General features: G+C 66.2%; 17 protein-coding genes. 4 read left to right on the forward strand and 13 right to left on the reverse strand.

The window, feature by feature from the left end; genetic code table 11:
- Positions 1–35 precede the first annotated feature (35 nt).
- Both AC3DET_RS11800 and AC3DET_RS11805 read left to right on the forward strand, forming a co-directional pair.
- Complete coding sequence (locus AC3DET_RS11800) at positions 36–1,046, forward strand: P-loop NTPase family protein (protein ID WP_488391698.1); 1,011 nt, start codon at positions 36–38, stop codon at positions 1,044–1,046.
- Entirely contained in the window at positions 1,046–2,482 is a 1,437-nt protein-coding gene (locus AC3DET_RS11805) for a hypothetical protein (protein ID WP_488391699.1), read from the forward strand. The genes AC3DET_RS11800 and AC3DET_RS11805 overlap by 1 nt, the downstream gene beginning before the upstream one ends.
- A gap of 687 nt (positions 2,483–3,169) precedes the next feature.
- On the opposite strand, the gene AC3DET_RS11810 is transcribed toward AC3DET_RS11805, so the two are convergent.
- Positions 3,170–3,931: an SseB family protein gene (locus AC3DET_RS11810; RefSeq protein WP_488391700.1), complete on the reverse strand. Its 762-nt coding sequence runs from the start codon at positions 3,929–3,931 to the stop codon at positions 3,170–3,172.
- Positions 3,932–3,933: 2 nt separating this feature from the next.
- A complete protein-coding gene (locus tag AC3DET_RS11815; protein ID WP_488391701.1) occupies positions 3,934–4,206 on the reverse strand; it encodes a BPSL0761 family protein in 273 nt (90 codons plus the stop codon).
- Between the two features lie 440 nt (positions 4,207–4,646).
- On the opposite strand from AC3DET_RS11815, the gene AC3DET_RS11820 reads away from it, so the two are divergent.
- Positions 4,647–5,000, forward strand: coding sequence for a hypothetical protein (locus AC3DET_RS11820; protein WP_488391702.1), 354 nt, complete (start codon positions 4,647–4,649; stop codon positions 4,998–5,000).
- Between the two features lie 822 nt (positions 5,001–5,822).
- Here AC3DET_RS11820 and AC3DET_RS11825 read toward each other — a convergent pair.
- The 8 genes from AC3DET_RS11825 to AC3DET_RS11860 form a co-directional block, all read right to left on the reverse strand.
- A complete protein-coding gene (locus AC3DET_RS11825) occupies positions 5,823–6,836 on the reverse strand; it encodes a glycoside hydrolase family 43 protein (RefSeq protein WP_488391703.1) in 1,014 nt (337 codons plus the stop codon).
- 244 nt (positions 6,837–7,080) lie between these two features.
- The gene (locus tag AC3DET_RS11830) at positions 7,081–7,935 is read right to left on the reverse strand and encodes an aldose epimerase family protein (protein WP_488391704.1); all 855 of its coding nucleotides are present in this window, start codon (positions 7,933–7,935) and stop codon (positions 7,081–7,083) included.
- Positions 7,925–8,962: a glycoside hydrolase family 43 protein gene (locus AC3DET_RS11835; RefSeq protein ID WP_488391705.1), complete on the reverse strand. Its 1,038-nt coding sequence runs from the start codon at positions 8,960–8,962 to the stop codon at positions 7,925–7,927. The genes AC3DET_RS11830 and AC3DET_RS11835 overlap by 11 nt, the downstream gene beginning before the upstream one ends.
- Positions 8,959–10,464: an MFS transporter gene (locus AC3DET_RS11840; RefSeq protein WP_488391706.1), complete on the reverse strand. Its 1,506-nt coding sequence runs from the start codon at positions 10,462–10,464 to the stop codon at positions 8,959–8,961. The genes AC3DET_RS11835 and AC3DET_RS11840 overlap by 4 nt, the downstream gene beginning before the upstream one ends.
- A gap of 66 nt (positions 10,465–10,530) precedes the next feature.
- Entirely contained in the window at positions 10,531–13,173 is a 2,643-nt protein-coding gene (locus AC3DET_RS11845) for a glycoside hydrolase family 3 protein (RefSeq protein WP_488391737.1), read from the reverse strand.
- Between the two features lie 56 nt (positions 13,174–13,229).
- Positions 13,230–14,906, reverse strand: a complete 1,677-nt coding sequence (locus AC3DET_RS11850; RefSeq protein ID WP_488391738.1) for a glycoside hydrolase family 43 protein — start codon at positions 14,904–14,906, stop codon at positions 13,230–13,232.
- Between the two features lie 83 nt (positions 14,907–14,989).
- Complete coding sequence (locus tag AC3DET_RS11855; RefSeq protein ID WP_488391739.1) at positions 14,990–16,930, reverse strand: sialate O-acetylesterase; 1,941 nt, start codon at positions 16,928–16,930, stop codon at positions 14,990–14,992.
- Between the two features lie 38 nt (positions 16,931–16,968).
- Positions 16,969–19,110: an alpha-glucuronidase family glycosyl hydrolase gene (locus AC3DET_RS11860; RefSeq protein ID WP_488391740.1), complete on the reverse strand. Its 2,142-nt coding sequence runs from the start codon at positions 19,108–19,110 to the stop codon at positions 16,969–16,971.
- Positions 19,111–19,283: 173 nt separating this feature from the next.
- Here AC3DET_RS11860 and AC3DET_RS11865 point away from each other — a divergent pair, with 173 nt between their 5' ends.
- Positions 19,284–20,351: a LacI family DNA-binding transcriptional regulator gene (locus AC3DET_RS11865; protein WP_337732931.1), complete on the forward strand. Its 1,068-nt coding sequence runs from the start codon at positions 19,284–19,286 to the stop codon at positions 20,349–20,351.
- Between the two features lie 75 nt (positions 20,352–20,426).
- Here AC3DET_RS11865 and AC3DET_RS11870 read toward each other — a convergent pair whose 3' ends face one another.
- The 3 genes from AC3DET_RS11870 to xylB form a co-directional block, all read right to left on the reverse strand.
- Complete coding sequence (locus AC3DET_RS11870) at positions 20,427–21,857, reverse strand: sugar porter family MFS transporter (protein ID WP_488391707.1); 1,431 nt, start codon at positions 21,855–21,857, stop codon at positions 20,427–20,429.
- A gap of 83 nt (positions 21,858–21,940) precedes the next feature.
- Positions 21,941–23,275, reverse strand: coding sequence for a xylose isomerase (gene xylA / locus AC3DET_RS11875; RefSeq protein ID WP_488390327.1), 1,335 nt, complete (start codon positions 23,273–23,275; stop codon positions 21,941–21,943).
- A 41-nt stretch (positions 23,276–23,316) separates the two neighbouring features.
- The coding region (gene xylB / locus AC3DET_RS11880; RefSeq protein WP_488391708.1) for a xylulokinase at positions 23,317–24,799 on the reverse strand (1,483 nt) is incomplete at its 5' end.

Below are 24,799 nucleotides of genomic sequence, written 5' to 3' on the forward strand. Positions count from 1 at the left end.
TTGCTTGCCTTTTTATCTTCTTGCCGGAGTTCCCGATGTCCGACGAACCGCATCCGATCTTCATCACCAACGGCTACCAGATCAACACCATGCCCACCACGCGCCTGGCCAATTTCATCGTCACCAATATCAGCCAGGGCCATCACGGCTGCTCGGCCTACGGCGGCGGGGGATTGGGCAAATCCACCGCGCAGCAGTACCTGACCGATAACGCCTCGCGTTGGCTCATCGGGCCGGACAAGCAGCCCATCGGGGTGGCGGCCCGCATGCTGATGCCCAGCGGCCCGCGCCGCAGCGATCGCGCCTTCTGGGGCGTGATGAACCACCGCTTGAACGTCTCCACCGCGCTGCGGGTAGAGCCCACCTTGGCCCAGGACCGGATGCGCAACTTCATCCGCACGCGCTGCGGGCAGGCACGTGTGCGGCGCATGGTGCTGTTCATCGACAACGCCCAGCGCATCACTGATGGCGAGTTCCAGTACCTGGAAGACCTGGACGCGCAACTGGCCGATGACAGGTTGAGCCTGTTCTTGGTGCTGGTGCGCCAAAGCGATGCCGAAGGCGTGGACATCGGTGATGACTGGCTGGACCGTCCCTCCCACACCGTGCGTCGCTGGTTCATGGATACCATGCCGTTCCAGCCGTTGATGGGGCTGCGTGAGATTGCCCATGCGCTCTCGCGCTACGACAAGAGCGTGACCTGGCCCACCCCGGACATGCCCTTCACCCGGTACTTCGCGCGCGAGGCTGTCGACCGGGGCTGGACGCTGGCCTCGGAGGCGGGGCTCATCGTGGCGGAGATGAAGGCCTTGAGGAAGGCGTATCAGTTGCCGGAGAGCGAGGCCTGGCCGATGGCCACCTTCACTTTGGTCGTGCACTACCTGTTGTCCGAGGTGGCCGCCCGGCAGGAAGGCTTCAAGGCGCTGACCGCCGAACAGGTGCGCAGTGCCCTGTTGGCCACCGGCTATCTGCGCCTGGAGTTCGTGCGGGCGCGGATCCGCCTGCCGGACAGCCTGCGTCAGCCGTTGGACCAGGACGCCGCGTAATGGGCTGGGCTGAGATCATCCACACGCGGCCGGCCTTGCCGGCCGCGCTGGGGGCCGAGGTGGAGCCCTACCCGTATCTGTCCGGATTCGGGTTAGTCCATCGCGTGACCCGCCTGGCCACGCCCCTGCCCTCGCAGGTCACCAGCACACTAGGGTTCCGCAATCGCCAAGTCACCGATGTGCTGCTGGCCACGCAGACGCCGACCCAGGCCAGGTCCACTTTCCTGCGTCGCCTGCATCTGCAACACACGAACATGGCCGCCTACTGGAACCCGCAGCATTGGTCGCCGGTGCAAACCGGTGATCTGTTCGGACGTCGGCCGCGCCCGCTGCGACAGTGCCAACAATGCGCGGCTCACGGCTACCACTGCGCGCTGTTCCAGTTGCCCTCCATCACGCACTGCCCCTGGCACCGGCTGCCGCTGGACCACACCTGCCCAAATTGCGATGCGCCCTATCACGCCCGCTTTGATGACCAGGCCCGTCTGGGCGTCTGCGCATGCGGGCATGACCCATTCGATCCTCTCGAGGCCAGCGTGCAAATGTGGGACTTCCCCACGGACAAGGCCAAAGCCTGGCTGGAGGACTACCTGGCATGGGCGCAACGTCGGCGCGCATCACGGTGGATCTGCGTTCCGGCCAACTGCACGGAGTGGGACCGAGGGTTCGCGGAATTGGCCGCCCCACCCACGCGCCTGCAACACATCGACACCAACGCCACTCCTGAGATCGAGATCATCAGTGGACCCAGCGCCGATCCGGCGCCGCGGCACTTCTGGGGCTGGTCCTGCTGGGGCGGCGAACGCCCCCTGACTCTGGCACCGCTGCCTGCGACGATGTATCCGCTCTTGTGCGAGGTCACCAAAGCCGTGGTGGAGACGCTGCCGCCGGAAAGTCGGACGCCATTCGAGTTGGTGGACGCCAACGCGCTTGAAGCCAATGCCACGTTGCGGGAGAACGTCTTCCTGCGACCGGACTGTTTCATCAAACCCCGTGACCAGAGTGGCTCGGCCATGTGGCTCAACCTCTCCACAGTGGATGCGCACATTGCGACCTTCTGCGGACACTTGTTGGATCAGGCCACCGCACATTTGGGTTCATCAGGCTCAGTCCTGGCGTCCTACTCGTTGCAGGCCGCCCGCTCCACGGCGATGGATCAGATCCAGGGACGTGGGCATCTCGCCCACGCTCTGGCCCAGATCCTTACGCGGGCCTACGCTCACGGCTTGCACGTCGATCTGGGCGCCAAACTCGATGCCAGCATTCCGCGCGCCGCGTGGCCGATCCTGGAAATGATCGATGGATCCGGCCGCCTGAGGGCCGTCCGTCTGTGTTGGATTGAACAAACGCCCGCCGCACCGGCACTGCGAGAACGGCGTGGTGAGCCGCCAGCACCCACCCCGCATTCCGTTGCGGGATCGCACAAGGGCGTGTAGCCCGCGACGCGCTTAACCGCGCAGACCCTCACTCAGCACGGAGAAGCCGACTGACCTCTGAAGGACCAGACAAGTTGCCCCAAAGGCTTTTCCGTCGACTGCGGGGCATGTTGTGTGCGTATCAACAATATCCGGGGCAACTGCCGTCACTTCATCAACATCGAGGCAAGTTGTCGTCCGCCGAAAGGCTAGCAACCATCCCCATCCATTCCACCAGAACCAAGTGGATCAATCACTTAGGCATGGGGCGATTTCAGCGCGTCAGACATCAACGGGCTATATCTGGACTGGCGGGATCGGCATATCTGTTACATCCCGACCGGTAAACCTGTGACATTTCCCGATCTAGACCACTTCTGGGAATGTCACAGATTTACCGATCAACCAACCGGGCTCGGTAAACCTGTGACTTTTCACGCTGATCCTGGCTAAGTCACAGGATTGGCGTGCAGTTTGGGGCCGCGCTTTGCCGCTAGCCCCGGTGCGACCCCACGACAATTGGGTACGCTCAAGACGACTTCGACAGCCCTCTGACCCATCGCAGCAGTTCCTCATGCGGGATCGTCCGCCCAGCGTCGACGTCAGCCAAACCCTCGCGGGTCAGACGATCCTTTTCTTCCTCCGTTAGCTCCGGAGGAAGTGCTGGCAACTCATCATCGGGTTGCATGTGGACCGGGGAGCGTGGGCTCAGGTGGACTTGGTTCTAGTGAATATGGGCAGGACCTGCGGATTATCCAAGGCCCCCGGCAAAGGCTGCGACGCGTCGTGGACCATCAGATCAATGACGACATCCACCTCTGAGCATAAGGGCTGGATGGCCGTGGTCACCAGGCGGGCAGCCCTCTCGGAAAAAGCCATGTCAGCCACCAGCCAGATCAACAGCCCTGGGCGCTGGTTTGAGGCCGGCGCTGGACGGGTTTCAAGGAGGTAGGCCGCCGAGACAAAGCTGGCGTGCTCGAGGCTTTGGGCGATCGTTGGAGCCAGCCAGGCGGGTGCATGTTGCGCCGCTCTTACTTCGAACTCGAACGGCACCGGCTTTTCTACCCTGGCCAGGAAGCCCGTATCCAACCAGGTCGCGATCTCTTCCGGATACAGGACAATGCCGCCGTCGTTGGGATTGAGCATCAACGTCGCGCCACGCGAACCCTCCAACAGGTCGCGCCCCGACACCCCAAGGATTTTGACGGCCGCGGAACTGGCCAGCTCCGCCTTACCCAGCGAGGTAAAGAAGGGGATGGCGTCAAAGCCATCGGGATGCCGGAACTGGACCAACCTAGGGGTTCGAGCATCGTCCGAGACAGGCGCATGCACGTAGACCATGGCATCCATCAGCTGCTTGAAGAAGGCAAGCTCCTCATCTGAGTCGCCACGGGCTCGCTCGAGCGCAGCCTCCAGGTCTGCCTCCGCGGCAGACGGTCTTCTTCCCTGCGGCCTGGTTGCTCGCTTCATGATCAGATGCGATGCGGGCCAAGGGCAAAGCCGCGAAACCAGTCTGCCTCGAATTCACTCGTCAGATATGGGCGTACGAAGGCCGACTGGGTCAGCTCTCGCAGCCGTTCCTCGTGCTGGGCAATGGCCTCGATGTCGCTGACCGTCGGATAGTGCCGAAGCAATCGGTACGCCTCTTCCCGCACTGATTTGGGTACGGTCTTGTTGGCGGCGAGTTCTCTCAGGAACGCGCCGGCCTGGAGCACATTGCGGGTGCGTTCGGCGGGCATCGTCATGCGGGGTGTGTTCGTACTAAGGAATACTTAGCTTATTGGTGGCCGGTCGTTGTCTACCGGCGCTCTGCGATCACTATCGTTTGCGGGCCGGCTATCGCTCGCCTTGGCTCTTGCTGGATCGCGATGTGCAGGGGGCTTTGAGCGTGAGGATGGCATGGTCGAAACGTCGCTCGTGGACCAGCATTGAGGTGGCCGATCAAGCGCAACCGAAAGGGCGAACGGGATCCCGCCATGCAAAGAATGAGGCGTGCTCGCCTGCAGCGTGGCCGGGGGTGATCGGCGACCTGGCCAGAGGACAGGCGTAAATCCCAACTTGCTCGATATGAGACGATGGGTTCGCGATCCAGATTGAGCTCCAGCTTCGCCTGCGTCATCGTCTCGGCGCAGGCGGCCTTCCTTGCTTACCTTCCCCAGCCCACCTTCCTGACGATCGCTGCTCCATGGCACATCACTACGTCCCCGTCTTTGCCTATTCGATTGATGATGATGCAGTGGTAGAGGACCTCAGACAGCAAGGATTCGTGGTGCTTGTGACGACGCGCACAGAGGCAAAGCGCATTGCGGCGGCTGCGAGGCGCAAGTTAGGTATTAGCGACAATGATGACCGTGAAGATCGGCCCTTTCTTCACCATCTCGCATACCAGGGGGATGATGGCGGCTGGGAAGACTGCCTGTGGTACTCGGCCACTTCGATTTACTTGGTGGATCAGACCGAAGAGTTGACAGTCAGATCCATTCGAGCATGGAGCGCCGCCGGAGAACCGAACTACTTCATCGCCCAGTGGCGGACGTAGCCGATGGTGAGGGTCGTTGCATTCATTGAGCAGCATCCGGGGCCTAGGGGCGCCGTACAGATCTAGATTACCAAGATGCTCGGAGACTGGCAGGTCGTCAGGTCCGTAGGACATCCCGGCCGCCCCCAAGCGTGGGCGAAATCCCCCTGCACCCAATCCGCTGAGCGAGCGGAGTTCGACCATTTCGGGCAAGGCGCAGCGGATCGCACCCAGTTCCGCTAGTGGCCTACCCTCTAACGGGCAATCAGCCTGCATCCGAGACCATCAGGCTTACCTCCCAGTAAGACACGTGCCTGTTCGGATCGTTGAACCACGCTTTTTTCTGCTTAGTGTTCACCCGACGGCGAAATCTTCAGCGTTGTGCAACTGACAACGGAAAAGTCGACGTCCAAGGAGGTGGAAGCGGCACTTTGCGTAACTGAAAATATCCACGTAATCAATTACTTACGAATCTCGGTGTTTTCTACGGTGAACACCTGTGTCGGTGATCATAATTGGTGTCCCCTGACCATAATTAGCGCTTCTTATTGATTTTGCTGGGGTTCTCACCCAGCTTTCTGATCACAAATGCTGTCCAATGATGAGAATTGATGTCCAGATTCGTGTCCGGTTTGCCTCTTAGCCGCGGATCGTTTAGCTCTTCGCTTGCTCAAGGCCGCGTTGGGCTTGGCTTGCACAAGTGCTGCGCGCACCGCGGCCGGCAGATCCTTCACCTGCATTCACTGACGAGCCCCATCTAATTCGCCCAGATGGCGGTATAGCCCAACGCCTCGATGGCCGCGACCTGCGATTCTCCAGATCCGCCCACCCCGTAGCCGCGTACTAGGGAGGCCCTACCGATATCCCGGCCTCCGTCTGCCGTACCGGCTTCAAGGTTCCGTCCGGGTTGTACTGCAGATACTCGACCGTGACCGCGCGCCGACCGATCGCGCCATTCTGGTCGCCGATGGCGAGTGCGGCGTTGTGCAGGAACAGATACCAGCGGCCTTTGAACTCGGCGATGCCCGGATGGATCGTGAAGCTGTACTTGCCGGAGCCCGTCAGTTCGCCACGGTACGTCCACGGGCCAGCCAGTGATGCCGCGGTGGCGTAGGACACCTTCTCGTCGCGGTGCGTGGCACGATCCAGCGAGGCGTACGTGAGGTAATAGAGATCGCCACGTTTGTGCAGCCACGGGCCCTCTTCGAAATGCGGTGGCGTGATCTCGGTGATCGGGCCATCGAGCTCGATCATGTTCGGCTTGAGTCGTGCGATGTAGCACTGCCGGTTGCCCCATGCGATCCAGGTGGTGCCGTCGTCGTCGGTGAAGACCGTCGGATCGATGTCCTCCCAGCTGTGCGTGCCCTTGGGCGTCATCTGGTTGGTGATCAGCGCTTCGCCCTTCGCATCGACGAAGGGGCCCGTCGGGCTGTCGGCCACCGCTACGGCGATGGCCTTGCCTGGATGCGACTCGTCATGTTCGACGGCTGCGTAGAACCAGAAGCGGCCGTCCTTCTCGATGGCCTGCGATGCCCACGCATCCGCTTTGGCCCAGGCGAAATCGGCCACCTTCATGATCGGCCCGTGGTCGACCCATGTCGCCATGTCCGTGGTCGAATAGACCAGCCACTCGCGCATGTTGAACATCTCGTCGCGCTGCGCCTGGTCGTGCCCGACGTACAGATAGAGACGGTCGCCGACCACGAGCGGCGCCGGATCGGCGGTGAACTTGTCGCGGATCAGCGGGTTCGACCGCGGCGTGGCGGCATGCGTCCCCTCCCCGGTCGCCCACGATGCCAACGGCAGCTGCAACAGGACCGCCAACAGCGATACACATGCCAAGCAACGGAACATCATCGCGTCGTTTCCTCTTCTGCCCCGGTGTTCACGTCCCTGTCCGACCCGCGCCAGCCAGCCGTGCATCGCCATCCAACTCGCGAACGCATCGAACCAGCCCGTGCTCGTCGTCGGCTTGCGATCTGCGCGTGAGCAGGCGTGGCCAGCATCCACGTCAATCACGCGAGCGCGACACGGCGGACGACATCGGTGCCAGCACCGCATGCAAACGGATTGATGCGAGAAAGCCACCGCAGGCGCGGCGTCATGCCGCCCTCCCCTCGCCCGCCCGCCAGGCGAGTTCGAATGCCAGGCGCAGGCGCTGGCCGGGCAACAACACGCGCGGGGCAAGCGTGAATGCATCGGGTGGGCCGGTCTGGGGTTCGACGCAGGTCGCATGCGCGGCACCGTCGTACACCACCCAGTGATCGGTGTCGGCCCGCAGCTGCACGACCTGGTCGGCCCGATGCAGGGCGATCTCGCCGCCCGCCACGAAACAGTCGTCCCACGGGCCTGGGCCGGGTGGTATGCGCGGCAGCGTGGCGATACCGTCGGCGTCGCGCGGATACATGGCGTCGGGTTCGAAGACGAGCCGATCGGGTTTGCGGAACCACGGGTGCCAACCCAGCACGGCGGGCATCGCCTGCTTCCCCGCCTGCACAGCGAGTTGCAGGAACAGCCGATCCCCTTCCAGGTGCACCGATTGCGTCGCGGTGCCACCGAAGGGCCAGTAGTCGTCTTCCGGAAGCACGAGCGACATCTCCGCCCGGTCCGCATCGAGGACATCGACCTGCCAGGGCCGCGAGAATCCGATGCCATGGATCGCATGACCACCGAAGTTCCCCGGCACGGCATGGGCCGTGCCGTCGAGATCGAAGTGTCCGCCGCGCAGACGTCCTGCCCAGGGCACCATCGGATAGCAGCCCCAGGCGATGGTCGCGGGCCAGCCGTCGTCCGGTCCCACCAGCCAGTCCATTCCATCGAAACGGATCTGCGCGAGGCGGCCGCCGGCGTCCGGCGCCAGCGCGACCTGCAGCCGACCGGCGCGCAACCAGTGCAACGGACCGGCCGGCATCGGTGCGAGCGCATCGTCGCAAGGCGACAGCCGATCAGCCGCCATAGGGATCGATGGTGCGGATGCGCCCATCCGCTTCGTGGTGCAGCATGGTGCACTTGGCGGAACGCAGGTGCGTCACGCCGCCCGACATCAACGCATCGTGGTAGAACAGGTACCACTGCCCACCGAAGGCACAGATGGAATGGTGGGTGGTCCAGCCGACGACCGGCTTCAGGATCACGCCACCGTAAGTGAACGGGCCATACGGACTGTCGCTGATGGCATAGCACAGCAGGTGCGTGTTGCCGGTGGAGTACGACAGGTAATACCGGCCTTCGTACTTGTGTAACCAGGGACCTTCGAAGAACCGGCGCGCGTGGTCGTCGGCGCGCAGCGGCTGCCCGTGCTCGTCCAGGATCACGATCTCACGCGCGGCTTCGGCGAGCGAGGTCATGCCCGCGTCCAACCGGCCGACGCGCGGCCCCAGTGCGGGCGCATCGCCCACCGGCTCCTCGTGCGCGATGTCGTAGAGGTTGTCGCGGTACTTCTGCAGCTGGCCGCCCCAGATGCCGCCGAAGTACAGGTAATGCGTTCCGTCATCGTCCTCGAAGACGGCAGGATCGATCGAGTATGCGCCCTCGATCGGCTTCGGCTCGGCAGTGAACGGGCCTTCCGGTCTCTCGGCAACCGCCACGCCGATACGGAATAGACCACCGCCGTCCTTGGCAGGAAAATAGAGGTAGTAGCGACCATCGCGGCATGCGGCATCCGGCGCCCACATCTGCTTGTCGGCCCACGGCACATCGCGCACGTGCAAGGCCATGCCACAGTCGATGGCTTCGCCGTCCGGCGCGTCCATCCGCAGCACGTGGTAGTCCTCCATGCCGAAGTGGCCTCCCTCGTCGTCGAAGGCACCACCGCCATCGATGTCGTGCGAGGGATAGATGTAGAGACGGCCCTCGAACACGTGCGCGGAGGGATCGGCCGTGTAGATATGGGTCACCAGCGGTTTGGAGATCGCGCGTTCCGCCAGCTGCTCGAGCTCGCCCTCGCGCACCATGGTGTCGTCGTGGATCGGGGTGTCGTTCATGGTCGGGGAGGTGTGGACCACGTGGCTGCGCCTGCTGCGCGGCGACGCTGGTCGAGGTCGTGTTCGATGCGTGTCTCCATCCGCTTGTCGATCTGGTAGATGAAGAGCAGCGCCACCGCGACCAGGAACGGAATCGAGCAATAGACGCTGACGGTCAGCCGGATGCCATCGACCACCGCGTCGGGCTGGCTGGCCATACCCGCCTGGTAGCCGTAGTGCGCCAGGATGCCGGCGACCAGCGCGCCGCCGATGCTCAACCCGATCTTCAGGCCGCACAGCATGGCGGAGAAGATGATGGCGGTGGCGCGCCGGTTGTTCTTCCACTCCGAGTAGTCGGCCACGTCGGCGATCATCGCCCACAGCAGCGGAATGGTGATGCCGTAGCAGAACCCGTGCAGCATGAAGGACACGAACACGGCGGGAATCGCCGTCGGCGGGTAGACGTAGAACGCCAGCAGGAACAGCGTGGACACGAACAGTGCACCGCCGAATACATCGCGCTTGCCGAAGCGGTCGGCCAGCGGCCGCGACAGCCCGATGCCCAGGATCATGCAGATGATGCCGCTGGCGTTGAACAGGCTGAACGCCGAGGTGGCCGCATCCTTGGGCCACTGGAATTCCGTCAGGCCCGCACGGGTCATCGTGGCGTTGAGCGCGCCGATGAAGCCGTTGAACCCGATGTCCTGCAGGAACGCCGCCAGCGCCGGACCGCTGAGGTAATACTGGAAGTAATAGACATACGTACCGCCCTTCAGCGCCAGGTTGATGAACACCAGGATGGTGAGCGCCAGCATGACCTGCCACGGCCGGTTGCGTACCAGGTCCGCCAGATCCTGCATCACGCCGGAGGATTGCGCGGCGATGGGAACCACGCGCTCGCGTGTGGTGAAGAAGGTGATCAGGAAGAACACGGTGCCGACGACCGCGAACAGGGTCATCACGCTCTCGAACCCCTTCACCTTGTCACCGTCGCCCAGGATCAGCACCAGCGGCAGCAGCAGCACCTGGATGACGAACTGCGCCACCATCACCGCCACGAAGCGGTACGCCGACAGGCTGTTGCGCTGGGCCATGTTGCCGGTCAGCACGCCACTCAGCGCGGAATACGGCAGGTTGTTGGCCGCGTACACCAGTACCAGCAGGCTGTAGGTCGTCAGCGCATAGATGATCTTCCCGCGCTCGCCGAGATCCGGCGTGCTGAAGGCGAGCAGTGCCAGGATGCCGAACGGGACCGCCGTCCACAGGATCCACGGACGGAACTTGCCCCAGCGGGTGCGGGTGCGGTCGGCCGCGATGCCGATGATCGGCGTGAACACGAACGCCCCCAGCAGGCCCACCACGAAGATGATGGTGGCCGCGGTGGCCGGGGGCAGCTGGTAGACGTCGGTGTAGAAGAACGCCAGGTAGGTGATGAGCGTCTGGAAGATCAGGTTCGCCGCCAGATCACCCAGGCTGTACCCGAGTTTCTCCCGGACCGACAACGGTTGTTCAAGCGTGGGCATGCGGTTCTTCCAGGAATGCGCGATGGCGTGCGCGTGCGGCTGCGCGGGCACGATGGGAAAGGAATGTCATCGGCCGGCCGCCTGCACGTCGAACTGGTCGCTGACGCGCAGGTCGGCGCTGGACGCGCCCACCCGCACCTCGTAACGCCCCGGTGCCACGGCGTAGGCCTTGCGGGCTTCGTCGTAGCGCCGCAGAGCGGCATCGGCCGCGAGCACGAACGACACCGTGCGCCGCTCGCCCGGCTTCAGGTGGATGCGCTGGAAACCGCGCAGTTCCTGCTGCGCCCCGCCCGGCGTGTTCTGCAATGGACGCACGTACAGCTGCACGACCTCCTCGCCGGCACGGGTGCCGGTGTTGGCCACCTGTACCTGCACGGTCATACTCCCATCGGGCGCCACGACACGCTTGTCCAGCTGCAGGTCGCTGTAGTCGAACCGCGTGTAGGACAGGCCATGGCCGAACGGGTACAGCGGCGTGCCGCGGAAGTAGCGGTACGTCCGGCCCTCCATCGCATAGTCGTCGAACGCCGGCATGGTTTCGTCCGCCTTGTAGAACGTCACCGGCAGGCGGCCAGCGGGGTTCGTGTCGCCGAACAGCGTGTCCGCCACGGCGGTGCCGCCACGCTGCCCGGGATACCAGCTCATCAGGATCGCGGGCAGGTTTGCCTGCGGCCAGTCCACGGCGAGCGCGGAGCCGCCGGTCAGCACCAGCACCACCGGCTTGCCGGTGGCATGCAGCGCTTCCAGCAATGCGCGCTGCGGCGACGGCAGGCGCATGTCGGTACGGTCGCCCCCGGCGAACCCGGGATAGTTGACCGTCATTTCCTCGCCTTCCACGTCGCCGGTCAGGCCACCGACGAACACCACCACGTCCGCCTTGCGTGCCACGTCCAGCGCTTCCTCGAACGGCGGCTTCGCACCCGGCATGCGCCAGGCCAGGCGCACGCCCGCATCGCGCTCGGCGTCGTAATACTCCAGGCGCAGGTCGTACGCGCGGCCGGCCTCCAGTTCCAGTTCCACGCCGTCGCTGCGCAGGCGGTCGCTGTTCGTCCAGTGGTCGAGCACGCGCTTGCCGTCCACGTACAGGCGGTAGCCGTCGTCCGCGGCCGCTTCGATCCGGTAGCGGCCGGATACCGGCGGCAACAGCTGGCCACTCCAGCGGATGCTGAAACCATCGTTCGGAATGCCCTGCCCCGGCGCCGCCTCGCCGCGCGCCAGCAGGTTGTCGGTCGGCGAACCGCGATCCCAACGGAAGCCGATCTGCGCATCGGTGCGCACCAGGGCCGGCGTGCCGGAGAGATCCGGCGTGCGGAAGTATTCGCCGCGCAGGCCGCGCTCCGGGGAGCCGGCCGACGGCCGCAGGAAGGCCGCTTCGATCAGCGGCGTTGCCGCGGGATCGTCGCGCCCTTCCACCAGGTCCACGCCGCGCGCGTACGTCACCTCGATGCCCTTCGCGGCGTCACGGATGCCCTGCAGCACGGTCACGGGTGCGGCCGGCGTGCCGTAGTAGTTGCCGAGCAGCGCCATGGTGTCGTCGGCGGTCGGGCCGACCACCGCGATGCGCTTGAGGGTGCGCGGCAATGGCAGGGTGCCGTCGTTCTTCAGCAGCACCAGCGACGCCTGTGCCGCTTTCAGCGCCAGCGCATCATGCGCCGGGGCCTGGTTGGTCGAGTAAGGAATGCGCGCCCAGCGCACGCGTTCCGGCGGGTCGAACATGCCCAGCCGCATCCGCGCCGCGAACAGCCGCGTCACCGCATCGTCGATCTCGGCTTCGCTGATCAGTCCCTGGCGCACCGCAGCGGGCAGCGTGGCGTATTCCTCGCCGCACTCCAGTTCGGTGCCGTTCTTGACGGCCAGCGCCGCGGCTTCCTCGCGGGTGGCGACGATCTTGTGGTTCTTCCAGATGTCCACGATCGCCCAGCAGTCGGATACCACGTACCCCTTGAAGCCCCAGTCGCGACGCAGGATGTCGCGCAGCAGGAAGCGGCTGGCGCTGGCCGATTCGCCGTAGACGCGGTTGTAGGCGCCCATCACCGCGTCCACGTCGCCTTCCTTCACCAGTGTCTCGAAGGCAGGCAGGTAGGTGTCGTACAGATCGCGCTGGCTCGGGCGCGCATCGAAGTGATGGCGGTCGGCCTCGGGACCACTGTGCACGGCGAAGTGCTTGGCGGTGGCATCCAGCTTGCGATAGGTCGGGTCGTCACCCTGCAGGCCGCGCACGAACGCCACCCCCATGCGCGCGGTCAGGTACGGATCCTCGCCGTAGGTTTCCTGGCCGCGACCCCAGCGCGGGTCGCGGAAGATATTGATGTTCGGCGACCAGAAGGTGAGTCCCTGATAGCGGCCATGCGAGCCGTCGCGCACGAACTGGTGATGCTTGGCGCGCGCCTCGTCGCTGATGGTGGTGGCCACTTCGCCCATCAGCGGCACGTCGAACGTCGCGGCCAGGCCGATGGCCTGCGGGAACACCGTCGCCTGGCCCGCGCGCGCCACGCCGTGCAGCGCTTCGTTCCACCAGTCGTAGGCAGGCACGCCCAGGCGCCCGATGGCAGGCGCGGCGTTCTGCATCTGCGCCGCTTTTTCTTCCAGCGTCATCTGCCCGACCAGCGCGGCCGCGCGTGCCTCGAAGCTCTTCGATGTATCGAGCCAGGGCCTTGCGTCCGCCGCCCATCCGGGCCGCGCCACCAGCGCGAAGGCACACAGCGCCAGCGCACACAGGCCGGGGGCATGCCGGTAGGCAGGAAGGGGACGGCTCACGGTCTTCATCATTCGCTCCTCAAGGGACGTTCATCGCGTGCAAAAGGGCCCAGCAGCGTGCCGACGAAACCGCCGGCGCGATCGGTGCTCAACACGGTGCCATCGACATCGCGCGCCAGCGATTGCCAGCCCCGGCCATCGCCGGTGTCGAACGCGAAGCCGTAGGCACCTTCATCGCCTTCGATCTTCAGCCGCAGCGTGTCGCTGCCCTCGACCTCGCGCGTGGCGAGTGTGCGCGTGGTGCCGCCACCGTCGCGGCCTTCAAGGAAGATGGCCATGCGCCCATCGGCCGCGGGCCGCACGCCGAGGAAATACCAGTACGCCTCGCTCTGGAAGGCGGCCAGGCCCGCGGCGATGCCGGGCGCGGGCCGCGTCATCGCCGTGCTGGCCTCGAACCGCAGGTGCTGCTGGCGGCGCCCAAGGAATGCCGGATTGCGCAGCGTCTCCAGGCCTTCCGGCAGCGGATGCACGGCGAGCGCACCGGGGCGCGCGGCCAGGTCGGCCCACGCCTGCTTGGGCACGCGCACGTGCAGCCACTCGGTCCGCAGCGCGGTGCCGTCGAATTCGTCGCGATGCACGAAGTTGCCGGTGAAGGGCGCCTGCGTGGCCTCCCCGCGCATCCATGCAGGCGCGGCGGCGATGTAGGGAATGGTCTGCCCCGCCGGCAGGATCACCGGCCAGCCATCGCGCCACTGCACCGGCAGCAGATAGGTCTCGCGCCCGGTGTTGTAGTGGCGCTGCTGGTAGTTGCGGCTGGCCAGGAACACCGCCCACCACGTCCCGTCGGGGCCTTCGACCAGATCGGCATGGCCGGCATTGGTGATCGGCAGGCGCCGGTCCGGCGGCAGGTCGCGCTGGGTCAGGATCGGATTGCCTTCATACGGCGCATACGGTCCCCAGACATCGCGACTGCGCAGCACCACCTGCGAATGCTGCGGTCCCGTGCCGCCTTCGGCATCGGACAGGTAGTACCAGCCGTCGCGCTTGTAGATGTGCGGCCCTTCGATCCAGATCGGATTCTTCTCGGGTTCCACGCCGCCATCGATCAGCACCTTGCGCGGGCCGATGGGCTGGAAGCGGGTGATGTCGATCTGCTGCATCCAGATGGCCCGGTGGCCGTCATAACGCGCCGGTCCGGGCGGCTCGTCGTTGTTGAGCAGGTAGACCTTGCCATCGGTGTCGAAGAACAGCGACGGGTCGATGCCCCCGATGGTCGGCAGCCAGTGCGGGTCCGACCACGGGCCCGCCGGATCACGGGCGGTGGCGATGAAGTTGCCACCACTGTCCGTGGCCGTGGTCACCAGGTAGAACATGCCGTCATGGAATTCGATGGCGGGCGCGAAGATGCCCCGCGACACGCTCAGGCCGTCGAAGTCCAGCTGCGAGGGCCGGTCGATGACATTGCCGATCTGCTTCCAGTGCACCAGGTCCATGCTCTCGAACACCGGGATGCCCGGGAAGAAGGTGAAGCTGGAATTGACCAGGTAGAACTTGCCGTTCGCGCTGACGATGCTGGGGTCGGCATGGAAACCGGCCAGGATGGGATTGCGGTAGTGGCCGGACGGCAACGGCGGTTCGAATGCCACGTCGCGACCGGTGTATTCGAACCAGTCGAAGTAGACCGGTGGCGACTCCTTCGACTGGGCGTTGCCGGTGGCCGTCAGCAGCAGGAGCGCGGCGGCCATGACGGCTCGCGCGGCGTTGCGGGTTGCACCCCGCCCATCGGCGTGTCGGCGGTCGTCCTGGTGGCGACGCAGGGAGAACAGCTTCATCGGGGCACCTCGACGGCAGGGAGGGAAAGTTCGAAGGGACCGGCCGGCAACCCGGCGGTATCGCGAAGCGTGCATACCGGGCCATCCGCCCAGCAGTAGCGCACGTACATGGCGTTGGCGGCGCGCGGGCTGCGCAGCACGACGTATCGGCCGTCGAGGGCCGCATCCGCGTAGTCGCAGCGCTTCGTTGCATCGCAAAGCTCGAAGCCGATGGGACCGTTCGCGCCGGTCGTCAGCAGGGCGCCGGTGACATCGTCGAACGCCACCCTCACGCCGTCCGTCGTGCGCGCTGCGTCGCGTGCCGTCGGGCCGGTCGGTGGCAGCGCACGCTCGCCGTAGATGGTGTGGCGCGCCACGCGTGCCAGGCGGCGACCGAGTTCCTGCTTGTTCGGCGGATGGATGTCGTAGGCGTCACCGATGTCGATGGCGACCACCAGCCCGGATTGCGGATCTTCCGCGACGACACGCCGCTGCGCCTCACGCACCTGCGCCCAGCCGCTTTCCACCGGCGCCGACGGTGGCATGCCATAGCCGGCCAGCTGCACCACCAGCCACGGCACCTGTGCGCCAAAACGCTGCCGCCAGTCCTCGCGCAGCACACGCAGCCGCGCGGCATAGGCAGCGCCGTCGCCTGTATTGGATTCGCCCTGGTACCAGAGCATGCCGCGCAGGCCGGCATGCCCGAGTGGCGCGATCATCCCGTTGTACAACGTCGACAGGCCAGCCGCCGCCTGCCAGGGCGCACGCGGCGGCTCGTCGGCACCGGGCTCGGGCCGGTAGCGCCAGCGACTGTCCAGCACCGCGCGCGAGCCATCGTCGAAGGTCAGCGCGTGTGCACTGGCCGGGCCGGCCAGCCCACCGTCGCGATAGGTGTCCAGCACGTTGACCACCACCGTGTTGATGCCCGCCTTCAACAGTCCGGACGGCAGCGGGTAGCGACGCGGCTCACCGGCGCCGTAGCGGCTGCCCACGGCGGTACCGTTCACCCAGGTCATGTCGGTCTCGTCCGCGGGCCCGAGTTCCAGCGTTGCGCCACGTGCCGCCTGCGCCGCCGTCAACACCACCTGCGTGCGATACCACACCATGCCGTTGTAGTCCTCGAGCGCGGGCACGCCCCAGCGCTCCCATGCGCCCAGCGTTGCGGGCGCCGTGCGCCAGCCGGTGTCGCGCACATCCGCACGCCAGGGGGCGTCGCCCGTGGCACCTTCGCGCGTGGTCCACCAGCGCTCCCAGTGACGTCCCCATCGCGCGAGCGCGGCAGGTGTGTCCGTGGCGTAAAGCGCCAGCACGTCGAGCGCTTCACCGCTTTCCCCGCCGGCACGCAGTGCGGTGGCGCTGGTCCAGGCTTCGATCCGCGAGCCGCCCCAGGCCGCCTGGATCAGGCCCATCGGCACGTCGACCGTCTTCTGAAGTTCCCGCGCGAAGTAGAAACAGGCGGCGGAGAAATCCCGCACCGAATCCGGCGACGCCACCTGCCAGCGGGCATCGCCCTGGAAACGGGACTGCGGCGTGACGGCACCTGCCTGCGGCACCGTGAACAGCCGTATCCGTGGATGCGCCGCGGATGCGATTTCCGAGTTCGCATCAAGCGCGCGCCAGACCGGCAACTCCATGTTGGACTGCCCGGCGCAAAGCCAGACGTCGCCCACGTACACGTCGCGCACCGTCTGCACGCCCGTGCCGGCTTCCACCACCAGATCGTAGGGTCCGCCGGCGGCGCGTGCCGGCAGTACGGCTTCCCAGATGCCATCGGCCGCAGCACGCGCACGCGCCTTCGTGCCGTCCAGCATCACGCTGACGTCTTCAGCCGGCCGGGCGTGGCCCCAGACGCGGATGGCCGCGTCGCGCTGCAGCACCATGTGGTCCTGGAACAGCGCATGCAGCAGTCCGCCTTCGGATTCCCCGGCATGGGCGACGGGTGCACCCATCACGAGCATGGCGACTGACAGCACAAACCCGGTGATGCTGGGTGCCTTCATCGGCCGTCCCCCGGGGCATAAGGGAACTGCAGCGCTTCGTAATACGCCAACGGGTGCGGCGGCGCCGCCTGGCCCTCCGGCAGCGGGCGACGCGCGAACGTCTGGAAGTACGCGATGCTGGCGTCGCGCCACCACTGCGCTTCCTTTTCCTGGATGCCCAGGAAGGTCGCCACCTGCGCATGCCGCGGCGCATCGACATGCGACGACACCCCGTCCCATGTGGACCGCATGCCGCGCACGTAGTCCACGCCGCGGGCGTAGCGCATCACCAGTTCGTCCCACAACGGCCGGCCCGACGCCATCGGATGATCCCAGGGCACGTGGTGGAACCACAGGAGGAATTCCTCCGGCACGCGTGCGACATCGCCGAACTGGCGCGCCACCGGCGGGAAATACTGTGCCACCGCGTTGCTCCCCGTCACGGAACGGTCAAAGCCGATGCCGTCCTGGTCGGCCCGGTGGTAGTACACCGATGTCCAGTCGGCGCGGGGACCGTCCTGCACCCACGGGCCCGGACCGTAGTGATGACCGCGCCCCATCAGGTGGTGCAGGCCCAGCGGCGTCATGTAGTCCACGGCGGCCTGGCGCGAGCCCATCATCATCTCCACGACGGATGCCACCAGACGATCGTCGTCGGCGAAGGTCATGCGTACCCACTCGTCGGCGATGCCCCGCGCGGTCAGAGACGGATTCCAGGCAAGCCGGCCGTACACGTACCAGTTGGCCTGGTCGAAGTGCGACCCGCTCCAGTTGCGGTCCGCGCCGATGTTCGCCACGCCAGCCATGCCGGTGAGCGCGTGTCCCTCGAGCGTGCCGTCGATGACCTTCCTGACCGTGGAACCCGTGCCGCGCGCATGCGTATCCGCGGCGAGTACCTCTTCGTACATCGGACCCAGGTAGACCAGATGGGTGGCGAAGCCGAGGTATTCCTTGGTGATCTGCAGTTCCAGCATCAACGGCGTGCGCGGCATGGCGCCGAACAGTGGGTGGAACGGCTCGCGCGGCTGGAAATCGACGGGGCCGTTCTTCACCTGGACCAGGACGTTGTCGCGGAACTTGCCGTCGTGGGGCACGAATTCCGTATACGCCTGCTTGGCGCGATCGTCGGGTTCCTCATGCGAGTAGACGAACGCACGCCACATCACCGTGCCGCCGTGCGGCGCCAGCGCCTCCGCCAGCATGTTCGCCCCATCGGCGTGGGTTCTTCCGTAGTCCTGTGGACCCGGCTGGCCTTCGGAATTCGCCTTCACCAGAAAGCCGCCGAAATCCGGAATCGCGCGATAGATCTCGTCGGCCTTGTCCTTCCACCAGCGCCGCACGGCCGGGTCCAACGGGTCGGCCGTCTGCAGTCCCCCGATCTCCATTGGCGCGCTGAAGCGGGCGCTCAGGTAGACGCGGATGCCGTACGGACGCAACACGGATGCCAGCGCCCGGGTCTTGTCCAGGTACATGGGCGTCAGGCTCAGCGCATGCGAGTTGACGTTGTTGAGCACCGTGCCGTTGATGCCGAGTGATGCGTTGGCACGGGCGTAGTCGGTGTAACGCGGATCCAGGTAGTCCGGCAACGTATGCCAGTCCCAGATCGAAGCACCGGCGTAGCCGCGCTCCACATACCCGTCGAGATTGTCCCAATGGTTCAGTACGCGCAGTTTCACCCGCGGCGATTCGCGCACGTCCAGCGCATCGATCGCCTGCCCTGTCTGCAGCAAGCGAAGGAAATGGAAGCTTCCGTAGAGCACGCCGACATCCGTGTTGGCCGTGATCACCGTGGCCGCATGCCCACCCACGCGCACGCTGCGGATCAGGTAGCCCTCGTTTCCTAGCGGGCGGGTGTCCAGCCGCAGGCCGGCCACGACCGGAGAAGAAGCGGCCGTGCCGGCCACCACCGCCCCCTCGCGCGTGATCGCCGCCACGGCCTCCGGTGCGCGCCCGGTCAGGCCCGCCAGGCCGCGCAGCAGCTCCGCATGCGCGGCGGCCAGCGTGGCCGACGGCACCGGCATCACCAGCTGCGTGGTGCGTGACCGGTAGTGCTCCGCCGCTGCGGGTGCGGCGGGGGCGTAGCGCAACCAGAGGTCGTAACCGTCCTCGGCCCGCACGCCGGCTGCCTGTACGCACATCAGAACGCCCAGCACCAGCATGTGGAAGCTGTGCAGGAAGCTGCGCCCCTCGTCGCCCCGCCGGGTTGGCGATACCATGAGGCGCGACAGGAAAGCGGGCCAGCGCGCGGATTTCATGACCGTCCCCGCGTGGGCTGCTGCCGGGCGGAGCGGCCATGGGTCGACCGCCTTCCGTCCCCTGAAAGGAACGCGTTTTGGAAAAGCCGACAAGAGCCGTGCGACGCAAGAGCCGCGGCATCACCATCGACGAAGTGGCCGCACTCGCGGGCGTTTCCCCGATGACCGTGTCGCGCGTGATCAACGGCAAGTCCAAGGTCAAGGATGCGACGCGCGAACGGGTCATGCGCGCCGTCCGCAAGCTCGACTACACGCCCAACCTGGCGGCCAGCTCGCTGGCGGCCGCCCAGCACACCCGCATCGCACTGATCTATACCAATCCCACCGGCGCATACCTGCGCGAGCTGCTGCTTGGCCTGTTGCGTGTGGCTTCGCGCACGACCATCCAGCTGGTGAGCGAATACTGGGACGACCTGGATGCCGAATCCGAGCGCAAGGCGGCGCGCGAACTGGCCAAACGCGTCGATGGCGTCATCCTGCCGCCGCCCCTGTGCGAATCCCGTGCGGCGGTGAGCGAGCTGGTACGCGCCGGCGTCCCGGTGGTCGCCATCGCGTCGGGACGATTCAGCGACGAGATCTCCTGCGTTCGCATCGACGACTTCCGCGCAGGCAAGGAGATGGCCGAGCACCTCATCGAGCACGGCCATACCCACATCGGATTCATCAAGGGACGGTCCGACCTCAGCGCCAGTGCGCGCCGCTTCGAAGGCTTCCAGGCCGCCCTGCATGAAGCGGGACTGGCGCTGGAACCCGGTCTGGTGCAGCCCGGCGACTATACGTATCGCGCGGGGCTGAAGGCCGCGGAAAAGCTGCTTTCGCTGCGCCGCATGCCCAGCGCCATCATCGCCAGCAACGATGACATGGCGGCCGCGGTCATCTCGGTGGCGCACCGGCGCGGACTGGATGTGCCGCGTGATCTTTCGGTGGTGGGATTCGATGACACCTCGGCCGCCACGACGGTATGGCCGGAACTCACCACCATCCACCAGCCGATCGCGTCGATGGCCAACGATGCTATCGACGTCCTGCTGCGCAGCATCCGCCGCCAGGAAGGCACGACCCGCGTGCTCGCCGACCACGTGGCGGCACACCGCCTGGTCGTGCGCGATTCGGTCTCGGTTCCGCCCAAGGTCAGGCGCCGCTGAAACGCCACGGGCCCGCCCTGCGGACAGCGCGATAGGACAACCGGGGTAGCGCGCCACGGAAGGCATGCTCCGTTCCTAGCCTTCCATCTGCTCGAGTTCCCTGCCCTTCGTCTCGTGGACGAACCTGAGCACGAAGAAGACGGAAATGATGGCAGCCAGCGTGTAGAGGCCATAGGTAGCCGCCAGCCCGATGCCGGCCAGAAGCATCGGGAAGGTCATCGTGACGAGGAAGTTCGCGCTCCACTGGAACAGGCCCGCAACAGCCAGTCCCGAACCGCGGATCTGGTTGGGGAACATCTCGCCCAGCATCACCCACATCACCGGGCCCCAGGAGATGTTGAAGAACACCACGTACAGGTTCGCGGCCACCAGCGCCAGCACACCCATGCTGCCGGACAACTGCAGCTTGCCAGCCGCATCCAGCGAGCCACTGGCGAACGCCACCACCACTGCAGCCAGTGAGACCGCCATCCCGACCGAGCCTGTCCACAGCAGTGGCTTGCGGCCGATCCGGTCGATCAGCAGCACGGTGACGATGCAGGCGCCGATGCTCAGTGCGCCGGACAGCACGTTGATCAGCAGCGCGTCGTTCTCCGAGAAACCCACCGCCTGCCACAGCACCGCGCCGTAGTAGAACACCACGTTGATGCCCACCAGTTGCTGAAACGTGGCCAGGCCGATGCCCACCCACACGATGGGCCGCACCTTGCCCGTCGCCGTGCTGATGAGATCCGACAGGCGTGGACGATGGTGGTCCGACGCCAGGCTGCCCTGGATTTCCGCCAGCTTCCGCCGCCCTTCGTCGCTGCCATAGAGCTTCTGCAGGACCGCCAGCGCTTCCTCGTGCCTGCCCTTCACCACCAGATAGCGCGGACTCTCGGGAATGAACAGCAACGCCACCAGGAACAGGCCCGCCGGCAGGATCTCCACCCAGAACATCCAGCGCCAGGCTTCATACCCCAGCCAGTACGGGCTCACCGACCCGCCTGCTACCTTCGCGAGCAGATAATTGCTCAGGAAGGCGGCGAACAGCCCGCCGATGATCGCGATCTGCTGCACCGTGGCCAACCGCCCGCGATAGCGCGCCGAGGAGACTTCGCTGATGTATGCCGGCGACATCACGCTGGCGGCGCCCACGGCGAACCCGCCCAGTACGCGATAGATCACGAACTCCAGGGACCCGGTGGCAATGCCAGACCCCCACGCGGAGACGATGAAGAAGATGGCGGCCACGACCAGCACGTTGCGCCGGCCGTACATGTCCGCAAGACGGCCGGCAAAAAAGGCGCCGACCGCGCAGCCCAGCAACATCGAGGCGACGTTGAATCCCGTGCCTACCGAGTCGGAGTCGAAAGCCGCCTGCAACCCGTCCACGGTGCCATTGATGACCCCGCTGTCGAAGCCGAACAGGAAGCCACCAATGGTGGCCACGCAGCTGATCAGGATGATGAAGCGGGTGTTTTCTCCACTGGCGATGTTGCCACCCTCAAGCGTGGTGCTGTTCATTCGTTGCGCCCCTCCAGGCTTCGAATCGACCTGCTGCCCATGCCTCCGCCCGAACCCCGCGGGCGGAAGCTGTCATCACGCGCTCAGCGCAGCAGGTACTGGTTGAGCAGGTTCTCGTAACGCTCCTGCTTGCCGCTGATCTGCTTCGGTTCGCCCTGCCCGGTCGCCAGCGCGGCCAGATCGGCCAGGCCCAGCGTGCCGTTCTCGAAATCCTTGCCCTTGCCGCTGTCGAAGCTGGCGTAGCGTTCCTTGCGCCACTGCTCCCACGGCGAGTCGGTCAGCAGCGCGTGGGCGACTTCAAGGCCACGCGCGAACGCGTCCATGCCACCGATGTGGGCGATGAACAGGTCTTCCAGATCGGTCGACTCGCGGCGCACCTTGGCATCGAAGTTCAGCCCGCCCTCCAGCCCGCCCTGGCGCAGCACCACCAGCATGGCGCCGACGGTGTCGTACAGATCGGTGGGGAACTGGTCGGTGTCCCAGCCGTTCTGCGCATTGCCGCGGTTGGCATCGATGCTGCCCAGCAGGCCGTGGTCGCTGGCCACCTGCAGGTCGTGCTCGAACGTGTGGCCCGACAGCGTGGCGTGGTTAGCTTCGATGTTGAGCTTGAAGTCCTTCTCCAGCCCGTGCTCCTTCAGGAAGCCGGCCACCGTGGCGCTGTCGAAGTCGTACTGGTGCTTCATCGGCTCCATCGGCTTGGGCTCGATCAGGAAGTTGCCCTTCAGGCCGATGCTGCGGCCGTAGTCGCGGGCCATGGTCAGGAAGCGGGCGAAGTGCTCGACCTCGCGCTTCATGTCGGTGTTGACCAGCGAGGCGTAGCCTTCGCGGCCGCCCCAGAACACGTAGTGCTCGCCCCCCAGTTCCACCGTGGCCTCCAGCGCCGCCTTCACCTGCACCGCCGCGCGGGCGACCACGGCAAAGTCCGGATTGGTCGATGCGCCGTTCATGTAGCGCGGATGCGAGAACAGGTTGGCCGTGCCCCACAGCAGCTTGATACCGGTGGCGTCCTGGCGGGCCTTGGCCAGGCCGGTCATATGCTTGAGGTTCTTCTGGTACTGGCCGATGTCCTCGGCATCCGGGGCCAGGTCGATGTCGTGGAAGCACCAGTACGGCACGCCGAGCTTGGTGAAGAACTCGAACGCGGCATCGACCTTGGCCTCGGCCGTGGCCATCGGCGAACCCGCTTCCCACGGGAAGTGGCGCGTGCCCGGGCCGAAGGGGTCATGGCCGGCATTGCAGAAGGTGTGCCAGTAGCAGACGGCGAAGCGCAGGTGCTCGCGCATGGTCTTGCCACCGATGGTCTTGTTGGCGTCGTAGACCTTGAACGCCAGCGGGTTGTCCGAGCCGCGGCCCTCGAACGGGATGCGGCCGATGCCGGGGAAGTATTCCTGGGCGCCGATGAAGGGCTGCGTGCTCATGGTGCGTGATCCTGTGGTTGTGCGTGATGTACGTGGGGGTGTCAGCCGCGCTGCAGCGGCGTGAGGGCATCGAGGTGCTGGAGGAAGCGGCGGTAGGCCGCGGCATAGGCCTGCGTACGGGTGGGATCGGGCGTGGCGGACAAGGCCGGCTCGGTGGCGACGTGGGCGCGTGCGATGTCGGCGATGGACGATGTCTCGCCACGCGAACGGCCCCATGCCCACAGCGCCTGCAGCGCCGCACCGAAGGCCGCGCCCTCGGCCTGCACCGGCACATCCACCGGCAGGCCGAACACATCGGCCACCAGCTGCCGCCACGCGGCGCTGTTGCTGCCCCCGCCGGTCAGCACGATGCGATCGAACTGCATGCCGGCGCGCACGAAGGCATCGAAGCCGTACTTCAGGCTGTAGGTCGCCCCTTCCATCGCGGCGCGGTAGACATGCGCCGGGGTCATGTTGGTCGTATCCAGCCCGGCCAGCACGCCCTTGCCCAGCGGCAGGTCGGGCGTGCGCTCGCCGTTGAGGAAGGGCAGCATCACCAGGCCGTCTGCGCCGGGCGGCGTGGCGTGCAGGTGGGCATCGCCCTCGCGCGTGCTGAAGCCGAACGCCTTGGCCACCTGTTCGGTGGCCACGGTGCAGTTCATCGTGCAGATCAGCGGCAGCCAGCCGCCGGTGGAGGAACAGAACGCGGCCCAGGCGCCGGCCGGATCGACTACCGGGGTATCGGAGTAGGCGAACAGCGTGCCCGAGGTGCCCAGGCTCATCGCCAGCCGGCCCTCTTCCACGCAGCCGGTGCCGATGGCCGCCATCATGTTGTCGCCGCCGCCGACGGCGACCTTCGCCGTCGCCGGAAGGCCCAGTCGCGCGGCTGCGGTGGGATCGATGTCGAACAGGGCATCGGGTGCAGCGATCGGCGGCAGGCAGGCGGCCAGGTCGCGATCCGGATCGGTGGCACGCAGGAGCTCCGCCGACCATGTCCGCGTGCGCACGTCGAGCCAGCCGGTGCCGGAGGCATCGCCGTACTCGCAGAAGCGCTGGCGGGTCAGCACGAAGTTGAGGTAGTCGTGCGGCAGCAGGATGCTCGTCAGCTGTGCATAAGCCTCGGGGCGGTGGGTCTTTGTCCACGGCAACTTGGAGGCGGTGTAACCGGCCAGGATCGGGTTGCCCGCCAGCGCAATCGTCGCTGTCGAACCGCCCACCGCGTCCATGATCTGCGTGCACTCGGCCGTGGTGCTGGTGTCGCACCACAGTTTGGCCGGTGCGAGTACCTCACCCTGCGCATCCACCGGCACGAAGCCGTGCTGCTGGCCCGACACCGACAGCGCCACGATGCGCGCACGCAGTGCCGGATCGATGCGCGTGAAGCACGCCTGCATCGCGGCCACCCAGTCGGCCGGGTGCTGCTCGCGGCTGCCGTCCTCGCCGCTGATCAGCTCCAGCGGCGCGCTGGCACCGGCCACCACCGCACGTGTGGCAGCGTCGTACACCACCACCTTCAGGCTCTGCGTGCCTGCGTCGATTCCGGCG

The organism is Pseudoxanthomonas sp. 97-1-1 (genome assembly GCF_057773125.1).

Coding starts and splice junctions, on each gene's coding strand:
- AC3DET_RS11810 (WP_488391700.1), bottom strand. CDS start 3,931: ATGAAGCGAGCAACCAGGCCGCAGGGAAGAAGACCGTCTGCCGCGGAG.
- AC3DET_RS11855 (WP_488391739.1), bottom strand. CDS start 16,930: ATGCTCGTGATGGGTGCACCCGTCGCCCATGCCGGGGAATCCGAAGGC.
- AC3DET_RS11815 (WP_488391701.1), bottom strand. CDS start 4,206: ATGACGATGCCCGCCGAACGCACCCGCAATGTGCTCCAGGCCGGCGCG.
- AC3DET_RS11860 (WP_488391740.1), bottom strand. CDS start 19,110: ATGCTGGTGCTGGGCGTTCTGATGTGCGTACAGGCAGCCGGCGTGCGG.
- AC3DET_RS11830 (WP_488391704.1), bottom strand. CDS start 7,935: ATGGCGGCTGATCGGCTGTCGCCTTGCGACGATGCGCTCGCACCGATG.
- AC3DET_RS11820 (WP_488391702.1), top strand. CDS start 4,647: ATGGCACATCACTACGTCCCCGTCTTTGCCTATTCGATTGATGATGAT.
- AC3DET_RS11800 (WP_488391698.1), top strand. CDS start 36: ATGTCCGACGAACCGCATCCGATCTTCATCACCAACGGCTACCAGATC.
- xylA (WP_488390327.1), bottom strand. CDS start 23,275: ATGAGCACGCAGCCCTTCATCGGCGCCCAGGAATACTTCCCCGGCATC.
- AC3DET_RS11870 (WP_488391707.1), bottom strand. CDS start 21,857: ATGAACAGCACCACGCTTGAGGGTGGCAACATCGCCAGTGGAGAAAAC.
- AC3DET_RS11835 (WP_488391705.1), bottom strand. CDS start 8,962: ATGAACGACACCCCGATCCACGACGACACCATGGTGCGCGAGGGCGAG.
- AC3DET_RS11840 (WP_488391706.1), bottom strand. CDS start 10,464: ATGCCCACGCTTGAACAACCGTTGTCGGTCCGGGAGAAACTCGGGTAC.
- AC3DET_RS11825 (WP_488391703.1), bottom strand. CDS start 6,836: ATGATGTTCCGTTGCTTGGCATGTGTATCGCTGTTGGCGGTCCTGTTG.
- AC3DET_RS11850 (WP_488391738.1), bottom strand. CDS start 14,906: ATGGCCGCCGCGCTCCTGCTGCTGACGGCCACCGGCAACGCCCAGTCG.
- AC3DET_RS11805 (WP_488391699.1), top strand. CDS start 1,046: ATGGGCTGGGCTGAGATCATCCACACGCGGCCGGCCTTGCCGGCCGCG.